A 13,522-nucleotide genomic window follows, 5' to 3' on the forward strand; every position below is an offset into this window, starting at 1 on the left:
GGAGGGGCCGGGCGGGCGCGTAGCGTGCCGCCCGGTAAATTATTAATCAGCGATCGCTGTGCGCCGCCGCCGCGTAAGCCGGTTCCGCAAGCTCGCTCCATTCCAAATAGCGCTGGTAGAGCCGCTCGAATTGCGCGACCCTGGCCGGGTCCGGCTGCAGGGTGCGTTCAATCCGACTGGCCATGGCCTGCTGCGCCACGGCGATATCCGGATAAACGCCGGCCGCCACCGCGCCGAAGATAGCCGCGCCGAGGGCGCAGCATTGATCGGAGGCCACCAGTTGCAGCGGACGATTCATCACATCCGCGCATACCTGCATGATAATCGGCGATTTGCGGGCAATGCCGCCCATCACCAGCACGTTTTCCACCGGGATGCCCTGGGTTTCAAAGCATTCCATGATGGCGCGGGCGCCGAAGGCGGTGGCGGCAATCAGTCCGCCGAACAGCGCCGGCGCATCAGTGCCCAGATTGAGGCCGGTGATCACGCCCTGCAGGCGCTGGTTGGCGTAAGGCGTGCGCCGGCCGTTGAACCAGTCCAGCACCACCGGCAGATGCTCAAGGGACGGTTCGCTGGCCCAGGCCTGCGCCAGCGCGTTCAGCATCTGTTCCTGGATACCGTCGAGAGCGGGTTTCAGGGCCGGGTTGTGTTGCACCGCCTGTTTCAGCGGCCAGCCCAGCAAACGTCCGAACCAGGCATAAATGTCGCCAAAGGCCGACTGACCGGCTTCGAGACCGATAAATCCCGGTACCACGCTGCCGTCGACCTGGCCGCAGATGCCGGCGATAGTGCGATCGCCCACACGCTGTTCGTCGGCGATAAGGATATCGCAGGTCGATGTGCCGATGACTTTAACCAGGGTATAGGGCTGCGCGCCGGCGCCCACCGCGCCGATATGGCAGTCGAAGGCGCCGCCGGCAATGGTAACGGTCTCCGGCAAGCCAAGCTTCTGCGCCCATGCGGCGGTGATGCGCCCGACCGGCGCTTCCGCGGTATAGGTATCGGTGAAAAGCGGATATTGCAGCCGTTCGGTCAGTACCGGATCGAGCGCCTCAAGGAAGTCTCGCGGCGGCACGCCGCCCCAGTCGGGATGCCAAAGGGATTTATGTCCGGCGGCGCAGCGGCCGCGCTTGATGTCCTGCGGCCGCGTGGTCCCGGACAGCACGGCCGGTACCCAGTCGCAAAGCTCAATCCAAGATACCGCCTGCCGGCGTACCTGGGCGTCCTGGCGGGTAATATGCAGGATTTTGGCCCAGAACCATTCAGAGGAGTACACGCCGCCGATGTAGCGCGTGTAATCCGGATGCGCGCCGTCGTGGCACAGCCGGTTTATCGCCTCGGCTTCTTCTATGGCGGTATGATCCTTCCACAGGATAAACATGGCGTTCGGGTTGTCGGCGAATTCCGGGCGCAATGCCAGTATCCGGCCCTCCTCATCAATAGGGGCGGGGGTACTGCCGGTGGTATCGACGCCGATGCCGGCGACGCGCAGGCGCTGGGCCGGGGTGAGGGCGTTTACCACAGCGCGGATCGCCTGTTCCATGGATTCAAGATAATCATTGGGATGATGGCGGAATTGATTGTGCGCGGGTTTGCAATACTGGCCCTCGCGCCATCGCGGGTACCAGACCACTTCGGTCGCCAGCTCTTTACCGCTTTGGCATCCTACCGCCAGGGCGCGTACCGAGTCGCTGCCGAAATCAAGCCCGAGGCTGATGGCCTCTTCATTCATGCTGTTCTCTCCTGTTTACCCGAAAACGGATGATGTGCACAACCATAAGGGGGTTTTGAGCCGGCCGTGAGGAGCGGTTGGCTGGAAGTATGCACATTCCTGTCGCTGATGGCTGAAATGTGATGGTGTTCAAAAACGCGCGGGGAGGTGGAATTTGCTGTATCTATGCACAAATCAGCTGTTATTGAGAACTGTGATAACGCTCTACATTTTAGTAACACATTAAGGCTAAAACTACTCCCGTCTAAAGGGCCTGGTCGGACTAACGGCGATAAATCCGCCGCTTAGACGTTCCAAGCGGATTCATCTTCCCGACTGATAACGCTTACACGCTTCAGCATTTTGAAGCGAGGCGATAAAAAATACCGGAGAGTTACATGCATAAATTCACTAAGGCACTGGCGGCAATCGGATTGGCTGCCGTTATGTCTCAATCGGCTATGGCGGAAAATCTGAAACTGGGTTTTCTGGTTAAACAGCCGGAAGAACCCTGGTTCCAGACCGAATGGCGTTTTGCCGATAAAGCCGGCAAGGACCTGGGATTTGATGTGATTAAAATCGCCGTGCCCGATGGCGAGAAAACCCTTAACGCTATCGACAGCCTGGCGGCAAGCGGCGCCAAGGGTTTTGTTATCTGTACCCCGGATCCAAAACTGGGCTCGGCCATTGTCGCCAAGGCCCGTAGCTATGATATGAAGGTCATTGCCGTTGACGATCAGTTCGTCACCGCCAAAGGCAAACCGATGGACACCGTTCCCCTGGTCATGATGGCGGCCACCAAGATTGGCGAACGCCAGGGCCAGGAACTGTGGAAAGAAATGAACAAGCGCGGCTGGAACGTGGCTGACACCGGCGTCATGGCTATTACCGCCGATGAGCTCGATACCGCCCGCCGCCGCACTACCGGTTCGATGGACGCATTAAAAGCCGCCGGTTTCCCGGCAAAACAAATCTATACCGTCCCGACGAAATCCAACGATATCCCTGGCGCCTTTGACGCCGCCAACTCACTGCTGGTACAGCATTCCGGCGTGAAAAACTGGCTGATCATCGGCATGAACGACAATACCGTGCTCGGCGGCGTGCGCGCCACCGAAGGCCAGGGCTTCAAGGCGCCCAACGTTATCGGCATCGGCATCAACGGCGTGGATGCGGTAAGCGAACTCTCCAAAGCCAATGCGACCGGCTTCTACGGGTCTCTGCTGCCAAGTCCGGACGTTCACGGCTACAAGAGCATCCAGATGCTTAACGATTGGGTAACCAAAGGCGTTGAACCGCCCAAATTCACCGAAGTGACCGATGTGGTGGTCATTACCCGCGACAACTTTAAAGAAGAATTGGCGAAGAAAGGGCTGGGCGGTAAATAACCGCGGCGCCTGTTTCCCGGGACGGCTATGCGCCGTCCCTGTCCATGACGATGTCATTCATCAAGAGGATGTGCACGTGTCAGCCAAGACCCCTGATGGTTACAGCCGTGGGATTGCCGGCGCACCGTTCGTATCAGTTAACGCGAGGATGTGTTCATGACAATTCAGACACCCTATCTGTCGTTTCGCGGCATCGGAAAAACGTTTCCCGGCGTAAAGGCGCTGGATGATATCAGTTTTGACTGCTATCCGGGCCAGATCCACGCCCTGATGGGCGAGAACGGCGCCGGCAAATCCACGTTGCTGAAAATTCTCAGCGGCAGCTATACGCCGACCCAGGGTGAAATCCTTATCAAAGGCCAGCCGGTCCATTTTAATTCCACCGCCGATGCGCTGGATGCCGGCGTCGCCATTATCTACCAGGAGTTGCACCTGGTGCCGGAAATGACCGTGGCGGAAAATATCTACCTCGGCCAGTTGCCCAATAAATACGGCATGGTTAACCGCGCCATCCTGCATTATGAAACCAAACTGCAGTTGGAACACCTGGGGCTGGATATCGCGCCGGACACACCGCTCAAATATTTGTCCATCGCCCAGTGGCAGATGGTGGAAATCGCCAAGGCGCTGACCCGCAATGCTAAAATTATTGCCTTTGACGAGCCGACCAGTTCGCTGTCGGCGCGTGAAATCGAACAGCTTTTCCGGGTGATCCGCGAACTGCGGGCCGAGGGCAGGGTAATACTCTACGTGTCGCACCGCATGGAGGAGATTTTTACCCTCGGCGATGCCATCACGGTATTCAAGGACGGCAAGTACGTCCGCACGTTCGACGATATGACCCAGGTCGATCACACCAAGCTGGTGCAGGCCATGGTGGGACGCAATCTCGGTGATATCTACGGTTACCAGCCGCGCGATCATGGCGCGGTACGGCTGCAGCTGGACAGCATCAAGGCCGCTGGCGTGAAAACGCCGATTACGCTGTCGGTGCACGCCGGTGAAATCGTCGGCCTGTTCGGCCTGGTGGGCGCGGGACGCAGCGAACTGATGAAGGGGCTGTTCGGCGGTACGCTGATTACCGGCGGGCAGTTGCTGCTGGACGGCAAGCCGCTTAATATCCGCTCGCCCATCGACGCCATCCGCGAAGGGTTGCTGCTGTGTCCGGAAGATCGCAAAGCCGACGGCCTGATACCGGTGCATTCGGTAAGGGAAAATATCAATATCAGCGCCCGGCGCAAGACCATCAAGGCCGGTTTCCTGATTAACGACCGCTGGGAAAAGGAAAACGCCGAGGAACATATCCGCTCCCTGAATATCAAGACGCCCTCCGCCGAGCAACTGATCATGAACCTGTCCGGCGGCAACCAGCAAAAAGCCATTCTCGGCCGCTGGCTGTCGGAGGATATGAAAGTCATCATGCTCGACGAACCGACGCGCGGAATCGACGTCGGCGCCAAGCACGAAATTTACCACGTGATATATGAGCTGGCCAAACGCGGTATCGCCGTGCTGTTCGCCTCAAGCGATCTGCCTGAAGTGCTGGGGCTGGCCGACAGGATCGTGGTGATGCGCGAAGGCGCCATTTCCGGCGAGCTCACCCACACCGATGCCACTGAACAGAAAGCGTTAAGTCTGGCAATGTTGCACACAACCGATACCAGCCCCGCTGACGCGGTTGCCTGATTGTGAAGGAGTCTAAGATGTCGACTGTTACTACCCCCTCCCCGAAAGCGAAAAAAACGCTGGGCTTTGGCCGCGTCTGGGATAATTTTGGCATGCTGGTGGTGTTCGTGGTGCTGTTTATCGCCTGCTCGTTTTTTGTGCCGAACTTTGCCAGTTTTATCAATATGAAGGGCCTCGGCCTGGCTATTTCCATGTCCGGTATCGTCGCCTGCGGCATGCTGTTTTGCCTGGCTTCCGGCGATTTCGATTTGTCGGTCGCCTCGGTTATCGCCTGTGCCGGCGTCACCACCGCCGTGGTCATCAACTCAACCGAAAGCCTGTGGCTCGGCGTGGCGGCGGGACTGGTGCTTGGCGTACTGTGCGGCCTGGTCAACGGTTTTGTTATCGCCAAGCTGAAAATCAATGCCCTGATAACCACCCTGGCCACCATGCAAATCGTGCGCGGTCTGGCGTATATTATTTCTGATGGTAAAGCGGTGGGCATCGAAGATGAACGCTTTTTCGTGCTGGGCTACGCCAACTGGCTGGGCCTGCCCGCGCCCATCTGGATCATGGCGCTGTGCATGGCCATCTTTGGTTTCCTGCTCAACAGAACCACCTTCGGGCGCAACACGCTGGCCATTGGCGGTAATGAAGAAGCCGCCCGGCTGGCGGGGGTGCCGGTGGTGCGCACCAAGATCATTATTTTTATCCTGTCCGGACTGGTGTCGGCGGTGGCCGGTATTATCCTCGCCTCGCGTATGACCAGCGGCCAGCCCATGACCTCATTGGGTTATGAGCTGATCGTCATCTCCGCCTGCGTGCTGGGCGGGGTATCGATGAAAGGCGGCATTGGCAAGATTTCCTATGTGGTGGCCGGGGTGCTGATCCTCGGCACCGTGGAAAACGCCATGAATCTGCTGAATATTTCGCCGTTCTCGCAATACGTGGTGCGTGGGGTCATCCTGCTGGCGGCGGTGATTTTCGACCGCTACAAACAAAAAGCCAAACGTACGGTATAAACCGACGCGGACCGGTCGCATCGCGGCCGGCCCGCTCACAGTTTTACGACCCTGGCACGCTATTGTCCGCGCTTTAGGATATTCTCAATCAGACGACAACCTGTCCGGAGGTGAGATGTATCATCGAATGACTCACGAGACGCAATCCAATCCCTTATTACCGGGCTATATGTTCAATGCCTATCTGGTTGCCGGCCTGACGCCGATTATAGCGGGCGGGCCGCTGGACTTCTTCATCGACCGGCCCGACGGCATGAAGGGATATATTCTTAACCTGACCATCAAGGGGCAGGGTAAGATTTTTGAAGGCGAGCGTTCCTTCGTCTGTAATCCGGGCGACCTGCTGCTGTTTCCACCCAAATCCGCCCATTATTACGGCCGCTCCCCGGACAGCGACTGCTGGTATCATCGTTGGGTGTATTTTCGCCCGCGTGCGTACTGGGCCGACTGGCTGGAATGGCACAGCAAAATCCATGACGTCGGCCGCCTGCGGCTCGGCAATGATAATCTGCTGACCGAATTCGACCGGTTGCTGGCCAATATCGAGCAAACCCAACGTTCCGGACGCCGTTTCTCGGAAGAACTGGGCATGAACCTGCTTGAACGCATGCTGCTGCGCGCCATGGAGGAGGACCCGCAAAGCCCAAGCAAAATCATGGATCCGCGTATTATCGAGGCCTGCCAGTTTATCACCGGCAATCTCTCCGGCGAACTGCGCATCGACGAGGTGGCGCGGCATGTCTGTTTATCCCCCTCCAGGCTGGCGCATCTCTTTCGCGAGCAGGTTGGCATCAATATCCTGCGCTGGCGCGAGGACCAGCGGGTAATCCGCGCCAAACTGCTGCTGCAGACCACGCAGGAATCCATCGCCACCATCGGCCGCGTGGTGGGGTATGACGACCAGCTCTATTTTTCGCGGGTATTCCGTAAACGCGTCGGGGTCAGCCCCAGCGACTTCCGCCGCCGCAGCAGCGAGATTAATTATCCCGGCCGCAGTATCCAGGCGTCTCATAATTGGCAGTTGCAAAGCGAAAAGGCTATCGGAGGCTGATAATTTATTGTTAATGTGAGTCCGATAATAATGTCCCCAGCGCTAATATAAGGCAGTGGGGACATTGCTGTGTTAGCCAAAAAAGAGGAACGACAATGGCTGAAAATATCGGTATCGGACTTATTGGTTACGGCTTTGCCGGCAAAACATTGCACGCGCCGTTGGTTAACGCCACGCCTGGACTGACCCTGGCAGCCGTCTCATCGAGCGACGCCGGCAAGGTGCTGGCTGACTTTCCGGGCATGAAGGTCGCCGCCGATCCGGGTGCTGTGATTAACGATCCCGCGGTTGATCTCGTGATTATCCCCACGCCGAACGAAACCCACTTTCCCCTCGCCAAACAGGCGCTTGCGGCCGGCAAGCATGTGGTCGTCGATAAACCCTTTACCGTGACGCTGTCGCAGGCTTATGAGCTTAAACAACTGGCCGAAAACCAGCGGGTGCTGCTGTCGGTGTTCCACAACCGGCGCTGGGACAGCGATTTCCTCACCGTGCGGCAGCTGATTAAAGACGGCGTTCTCGGCGACGTGGTCTATTTGTCCTCGCAGTACGACCGTTTCCGGCCGCAGGTGATGCCGCGCTGGCGTGAACAGCCAGGGGCCGGCAGCGGCATCTGGTATGATTTGGCGCCGCATTTGGTCGATCAGGTCATCCAGCTGTTCGGCATGCCGGTGGCGGTTAACGTTGACCTGGCCCTGTTGCGCCCCGGCGCGCTGACCGATGATTACTTCCATGCCACGCTTATCTACCCGCAGCGGCGCGTGGTGTTGCACGGCGGCATGCTGGCGGCGGCGGCGACACCGCGTTTTACCGTGCACGGCACCAAGGGCAGCTTCGTCAAGTTCGGGCTGGACCCCCAGGAAGCGCAACTGAAAGCGGGCGTTTATCCGCCGCAGCCGAAATGGGGCGTCGATGCCCAGGACGGTATGCTGACGCTGGCCGACGGCGATGCGTTGACCGAACATCAGGTGCGCACCCAGCCGGGCAATTATCCCGCGTATTATGCCGGCATTCGCGACGCCATCCTCGGCGTGGGCGAAAACCCGGTTACCGCGGCCTCGGCCATCCAGGTAATGGAGCTGATCGAGCTGGGCGTGCTGTCGTCGGCACAGAAAAAAACATTGGCGGTGAAGAACGGTTAATGCCAAGGTGGATTTTTACGGGCGCCCGGCGGCGCCTTTGGTTTTTACAGTGGTAAGGGCAGTGACATGGCGTGGTTTCAGCGTTTAAAGATTGATAAGTTTTTGCTGGTTTTAGTCACCGTGGTGATTCTGGCGTCACTCTTTCCGTGCCGGGGTTTGATCAAGGTCTTTTTTGAATATCTCACCACCGCGGCGATTGCGCTGCTGTTTTTTATGCACGGCGCCAAGCTGTCGCGTGAAGCGATCGTAGGCGGTATGAGCCACTGGCGGCTGCATCTGGTGGTGTTCCTCAGTACCTTTGCGTTATTTCCGCTGCTGGGCATCGCCATGAAGGTGTTTGTGCCTTCATTGTTATCCTCGCCGGTGTATATGGGATTTCTGTATCTGTGCGCGCTGCCGGCCACCGTGCAGTCGGCCATCGCGTTTACCTCGGTGGCCGGCGGCAACGTGGCCGCCGCCATCTGCAGCGCGTCGGCCTCCAGCATCCTGGGCGTATTTTTGTCGCCGGTGCTGGTGGGCCTGCTGATGCATACCCAGGAGGGCGGCGCGACCAATACGCTGCATGCCATAGGTTCCATTATCCTGCAACTGATGGTGCCTTTTGTCCTGGGCCATTTGTCGCGGCCGCTGATTGGCAAATGGGTGGCGCGGCATAAAAAGCTGGTGAATATTACAGACCGGTCATCAATATTGCTGGTGGTGTATACCGCCTTCAGCGAGGCGGTAGTGGGGGGGATCTGGCATCAGATCACCGGCTGGTCGCTGGTCTCCATCCTGGTGTTCTCACTGGTGCTGCTGGCCATCGTCCTGGTGGTCAATACCTGGACCGCGCGTTTGCTGGGATTCAACACCGCCGACGAGGTGACCATCGTCTTTTGCGGCTCCAAGAAAAGCCTGGCCAACGGAATCCCTATGGCCAACGTGCTGTTTCCCGCCGCCATGGTGGGCACCATGGTGCTGCCGCTGATGATCTTCCACCAGGTGCAGCTGATGGTGTGCGCGGTGCTGGCGGCGCGATATGCCCGCCGGCAGGCACAGCAGATGAAAAACATTCCTTCCAATCCCGCCGTTAATAAATAACACTAGTAATGAGCATTCATTGGCTTTGACAATACATTGTCCGGGCCGATGATGCCGTCTGGTGGGCATAAGCTGTAACCATACAGAAACAGGCATTTTCAAATTAAATGCCGTTATTTTTCCTAGGTTTATATAATAAGCCCCCGATATAGGTTGGAGGCTGCCTTTACACGGTGGTAAAGATTGCCAATTTTAAGCAAATTAGCGAGGCAAGTATTGTCAAAACTGGATGTCATTCCATTAACTCAATGTATTAATGAGATAAACCGTATATAGGCATAGGGTGAGGTTAATCAGAATAGGCAATTGCCTGTATGGGACATGTTGGCTAGTATAAATTAATCCGCGATGCCTATTACATTTTGTATGTCATTTTAGACAGGTATTTCGCTCTATCGTCTGATTGAATGATTATATGCCATCCTGCGGAGGGTTATATCAAGGGTAACTCACTATTTTGCCATGGGTTTTACCTTGGGCGTCGTGCATGAATTTAGAAATCGATTATTTTAAATAGACTTCGTGTGTCGACCCCATCTCTCTTAATGTATCAGGCATTACCTTAAGCGTCCGCGTGCAAGCGATTTATAGTCGGACCTCTCAATAAAATAGGAATTTTGGAGATATATAATATGAATATTGAGCTTGAATATTATAGAGATTATAAGCCCGACGGGAATTTGTATGCTCGGTGCCTTGGTGGGGAGCAACATTTTTTCATTGAATATAGCCTCTATGACTGTGGCGAACCTGGCAAGCTTGCTGCTGAGCAAAGCGCATGGGGTGATGAGCTGGTAATATTCAAGCTGTGCTCAGGTACGCTTTATCAGCTGCGTGCGTTGGTAAAAGGGGAGGGGCATGGGACTGAAGAATTATTGTCGGATATATTCTCAACCGTTTACACGCCGGAATTTACAAGCCAGCAAAGATGTGGGATAACAAATATAAATAATTTAAAAGGCAGGCTAAACATAACCACAAATGAAAAACAAAATTTTAGAATACAATTCTATCCCTGCGGTTTCGAACAGTTACAGCGCGAGGAAGATAATAATGTTCCTTTCTTTTACGGACTCAGTGAGATTGTTCGTTTTATCCCCTGTTTTGATGAAGAAGATATACGTGCAAAGATAAAAATATTGCCGCAGTTTGAGAAACTGCGTGGACTTTATCGGGTGGAGCAAAACCTCAACAATAATGAATTATTGCTGTTGGCGCAAGAACTTGAGCAACTGGACTATGTGGAATACTGTAGTTTATCTGGCGAGGCGAAGGAAGACGCTTCCTCCTATGATGAGGATAGTTGGCGAGAGGAAATTGAGCCGGCCAACGTGACGCCAAATTTAACCCAACACCAGGGTTATTTGGATAACTCGCCCTGGGGCATGAGCGTCAGGGCGGTTTGGGCAAGAAATATCACCGGCAGGGGCGTGGGGGTCCGCATGCAGGATACTGGTGTTTATAATACTCATGAGGATCTCGTTACAAATATAACTGTAGTATCCAATTCAACGGGCAATAGAACACACGGAACCTCAACCGCCGGGATTATTGCTGCGCTTAATAATGGCTTTGGTATGACGGGCATCGCTTATGACTGCCGTTTGTTCGCCTATGCTGGTCAACTGAATGAATTTGAAAGAATGATCCGTGACGCCTTACCGGGGGAGATAGTCACAATTTCCTTAAGTACTGGAAACTTCCCGCTGATAGATGACCCACATCGCTGGAGTCTTTTCCAACTATTGATTCAAAGCGGCGGTGTGGTAGTGATATCCGCCTCAAACGGAGGGTTAAATTTGTTCCGATCTGGAATAAATGACTTCGGTGATAGCGGCGTTATTCTGGCGACCTCCAGTCATCGCGCCACGGGCAGAAGATTACCATTTTCAAATTTTAATTTTCACCGGGTGGTTGCCGCCTGGGGAGAAAATGTCGCCACCACCGGAGGTGGTAATTTACTCAATTTGGGATCGCCAAATCGAACCTATCGTGACAATTATAGCGGCACTTCTGCCGCGGCGCCTCAAGTGGCAAGCGTGCTGGCCTTGATACAATCCTATGCCAGATCTGTTTACCACATTATATTTAACGCCGATCAATTGTATCGGATCATCCTGGATACGGGCCATCGCGAAGGTGAAATTGATTTAATCGGCCCCAGGCCAAATGCAGAGGCTGCGATAAACTATGTTGACAACCTGTTGAGTCAAGGATTGCTGCCACCGCCTCTCTCTCCTCTTCCCCCACAAATACCACCGAGATATCCTTTCTGGAGGGTCGGACGGCAATATGAAGTAGGCGATCGGGTCACTCATTTAGAATTGTTTTACGTATCTACAACGAGGCATGTTGCCAATATCGGCTGGCAGCCAAACTTGGCTCCGACATTATGGCGACAGATACAATAATAGTGATTATTTTTGCAAGAAAATTACATCACTCAAAATTTTTATTGCAATAAGTGAAACGGAATGTGTTGATAGAGTGATTATTAGCAGCTAACGACATAAGGATAATGATTGTGAATATAACTCTCGATTATTTTAGTAAATATTGTTCTGACGGCCTCATTTTTATAAAATGTGAAGGCGATTTACGTGGATGCAACGTTAATTTTTCGCTGTATGCGCAGGATAATATCATTCAACATAAGTATGCTGAGGAAAATGAGCTGGTAATTTTTTCCGTACCTTATCCCTCAGTATATAGAATAGCAGCAGAAATCTCTTCGGCACAAGGTCAATGTCATGTGCTTTGGACGGACTATATTGTTATGTCGGAATTCAGTTTGAAGGCGGAGGATAGAAAATCATCAAGACCATGGTTAAAAGGTAAATTAGCGTATATTAATGCTCCTGGGAATTATATTGAGGTAAAGTTTTATCCTAGAGGTATTGATAAACTGTACAATGAAGAGGTGTGTACAGTGCCTTTATTTCAAAAATACCGACGGCACATTTTATTGACGCCTTGCTTTGATCCTCAAGGGGTGGAAAAAAAATGCGAAATTTCATCGGTTTATCAGGAGCTTAAAAATTTTTATACCCTCAACATTGATGTTGATAATCAAGAAATACTAGCATTAGCGCAAGAACTGGAAGCGCTTGACTATGTTGAATACTGCGGGTTATCGAACACACTGGTTGAACCACCGCCGCCGTCGCTAACTGAGCACGACGGCCTTCATCAGGATGACGGGGCGTCATTGAATAATCAAACGCCAGATTTCACTGGCTTGCAAGGATATCTAAACGCCGGTTTAGGGGTGAATGCCAGGAGCGCATGGAGTCGGGGTGCCGCAGGCAATGGTGCGGGCGTTCGCTTATTGGACTATGGGGTACATCCTAATCATGAAGATTTATGGGGTAATATCACCGTACGGACCAATCGACCCGGAGGCGGCGACCATGGTACCGCGGCGGCGGGCATTATCCGGGGAGTTAACAACGGTTTTGGCGTTACTGGAATTGCCTATCAAAGCCGGCTATTTGTCTATGAATCGCTCATTTCAGATATGAACCGAATTATGATGGAGTTAATTCCTGGTGATATCGTCGTGCTTAATACACAAACCATGCTTGAAAATGATCTTTCAATAGTATTGCCAATTGTCCATAACGTTATTTGGTGGGACAGGATCCGCTGGTGCGCGCAGGCCGGCGCGGTGGTGATATTCGCCGGCGGCAATGGCTCGGTTAACCTGAGCCAGTTTCCCCGGTTCAATGATTTTGGCGATAGTAATGGCATTATGATTGGCGGTTGTGATTCTTTTAGCGGCCTCCGGGGGACCAGAACCAATTTTAATTTAAATCATCCAACGTTAAACGCCTGGAGCGATAGCGTCACTACTACCGGCTACGGAGGCTTGCAAAATTTAAATCCACCTAATCGCACTTATACCCGGACATTTAGCGGGACCTCCAGTGCTACCCCAATGGTGGGTGGATGCCTGGCGGTCGTTCAAGCCTATGCCCGTAATCAGTATCATATTATTTTTAATCGGGATTTTATCTTCGATATCCTTAGCCAAACCGGCGGGCGCGAAGCCGCGGGGCAGGGAATAGGCTTCCGACCGAATCTTGCCGCTGCCCTGGCGCGGGTGGATGAATTGGTCAGCGGCGGCATTGTGCCGCCGCCACTGCCGTCACCGCCGCCCCCTCCGGTGCTGCCTTATCCCGCCTGGGCTCCCAATACGCAATACGCGGTAAACGATCGGGTGTCCTATTTTTGGAGCGTTTATCGGTGTAGACAAGCCCATCGTTCGATTATCAGCTGGGAGCCTGGGGTAGCCGTTTCATTATGGCAATTGATAATCTAACGAAATTGCGGATTGGGGCTTTAATCTTTAGGGATATGAATTATGGCAGAACCCCCTTAGCACCTCCTGGAAACAGGCGCTAAGGGGGAGAAACCATGCCAATGCCAAGGCTAGGGCTAGGGCTAGGGCTAGGGCTAGGGCT

Annotated in this window: 9 protein-coding genes; 8 read left to right on the forward strand and 1 reads right to left on the reverse strand. The window is 54.0% G+C overall.

Annotation, left to right across the window (positions count from 1 at the left end; genetic code table 11):
- Positions 1 to 46: 46 nt before the first annotated feature.
- Positions 47 to 1,732 carry a ribulokinase gene (locus ACL2XF_RS08170; RefSeq protein ID WP_413728405.1) on the reverse strand — a complete coding sequence of 562 codons (1,686 nt, stop codon included), beginning with the start codon at positions 1,730 to 1,732 and terminating at the stop codon, positions 47 to 49.
- 377 nt (positions 1,733 to 2,109) lie between these two features.
- Between ACL2XF_RS08170 and ACL2XF_RS08175 the strand changes: the two genes are divergently transcribed.
- The 8 genes from ACL2XF_RS08175 (at position 2,110) to ACL2XF_RS08210 (ending at position 13,380) form a co-directional block, all read left to right on the forward strand.
- Complete coding sequence (locus ACL2XF_RS08175) at positions 2,110 to 3,099, forward strand: arabinose ABC transporter substrate-binding protein (protein ID WP_413722887.1); 990 nt, start codon at positions 2,110 to 2,112, stop codon at positions 3,097 to 3,099.
- A 156-nt stretch (positions 3,100 to 3,255) separates the two neighbouring features.
- On the forward strand, positions 3,256 to 4,785 hold the full coding sequence (gene araG, locus ACL2XF_RS08180; protein ID WP_410015048.1) for an L-arabinose ABC transporter ATP-binding protein AraG: 1,530 nt from the start codon (positions 3,256 to 3,258) through the stop codon (positions 4,783 to 4,785).
- A gap of 17 nt (positions 4,786 to 4,802) precedes the next feature.
- A complete protein-coding gene (gene araH, locus ACL2XF_RS08185) occupies positions 4,803 to 5,786 on the forward strand; it encodes an L-arabinose ABC transporter permease AraH (protein ID WP_410015049.1) in 984 nt (327 codons plus the stop codon).
- A 115-nt stretch (positions 5,787 to 5,901) separates the two neighbouring features.
- Positions 5,902 to 6,837: an arabinose operon transcriptional regulator AraC gene (araC, locus tag ACL2XF_RS08190; RefSeq protein WP_410015050.1), complete on the forward strand. Its 936-nt coding sequence runs from the start codon at positions 5,902 to 5,904 to the stop codon at positions 6,835 to 6,837.
- A 95-nt stretch (positions 6,838 to 6,932) separates the two neighbouring features.
- Positions 6,933 to 7,979: an oxidoreductase gene (locus ACL2XF_RS08195; RefSeq protein WP_410015051.1), complete on the forward strand. Its 1,047-nt coding sequence runs from the start codon at positions 6,933 to 6,935 to the stop codon at positions 7,977 to 7,979.
- A 66-nt stretch (positions 7,980 to 8,045) separates the two neighbouring features.
- Positions 8,046 to 9,059 (forward strand): bile acid:sodium symporter family protein, encoded by a 1,014-nt coding sequence (locus ACL2XF_RS08200; protein WP_413722886.1) that lies wholly within the window; start codon positions 8,046 to 8,048, stop codon positions 9,057 to 9,059.
- A 632-nt stretch (positions 9,060 to 9,691) separates the two neighbouring features.
- Positions 9,692 to 11,470 carry a S8 family serine peptidase gene (locus ACL2XF_RS08205; protein WP_413722885.1) on the forward strand — a complete coding sequence of 593 codons (1,779 nt, stop codon included), beginning with the start codon at positions 9,692 to 9,694 and terminating at the stop codon, positions 11,468 to 11,470.
- A 113-nt stretch (positions 11,471 to 11,583) separates the two neighbouring features.
- A complete protein-coding gene (locus tag ACL2XF_RS08210; protein ID WP_410015054.1) occupies positions 11,584 to 13,380 on the forward strand; it encodes a S8 family serine peptidase in 1,797 nt (598 codons plus the stop codon).
- Positions 13,381 to 13,522: the final 142 nt, after the last annotated feature.

This window comes from Sodalis sp. RH19 (assembly GCF_047324215.1).
In the GTDB taxonomy this organism is placed as follows: Bacteria; Pseudomonadota; Gammaproteobacteria; order Enterobacterales; family Enterobacteriaceae; genus Acerihabitans.

Bases quoted from the DNA above. Each gene is read 5' to 3' on its own strand.
- araC (WP_410015050.1), top strand. From the start codon at position 5,902: ATGTATCATCGAATGACTCACGAGACGCAATCCAATCCCTTATTACCG.
- araH (WP_410015049.1), top strand. From the start codon at position 4,803: ATGTCGACTGTTACTACCCCCTCCCCGAAAGCGAAAAAAACGCTGGGC.
- ACL2XF_RS08195 (WP_410015051.1), top strand. From the start codon at position 6,933: ATGGCTGAAAATATCGGTATCGGACTTATTGGTTACGGCTTTGCCGGC.
- araG (WP_410015048.1), top strand. From the start codon at position 3,256: ATGACAATTCAGACACCCTATCTGTCGTTTCGCGGCATCGGAAAAACG.
- ACL2XF_RS08170 (WP_413728405.1), bottom strand. From the start codon at position 1,732: ATGAATGAAGAGGCCATCAGCCTCGGGCTTGATTTCGGCAGCGACTCG.
- ACL2XF_RS08205 (WP_413722885.1), top strand. From the start codon at position 9,692: ATGAATATTGAGCTTGAATATTATAGAGATTATAAGCCCGACGGGAAT.
- ACL2XF_RS08175 (WP_413722887.1), top strand. From the start codon at position 2,110: ATGCATAAATTCACTAAGGCACTGGCGGCAATCGGATTGGCTGCCGTT.
- ACL2XF_RS08200 (WP_413722886.1), top strand. From the start codon at position 8,046: ATGGCGTGGTTTCAGCGTTTAAAGATTGATAAGTTTTTGCTGGTTTTA.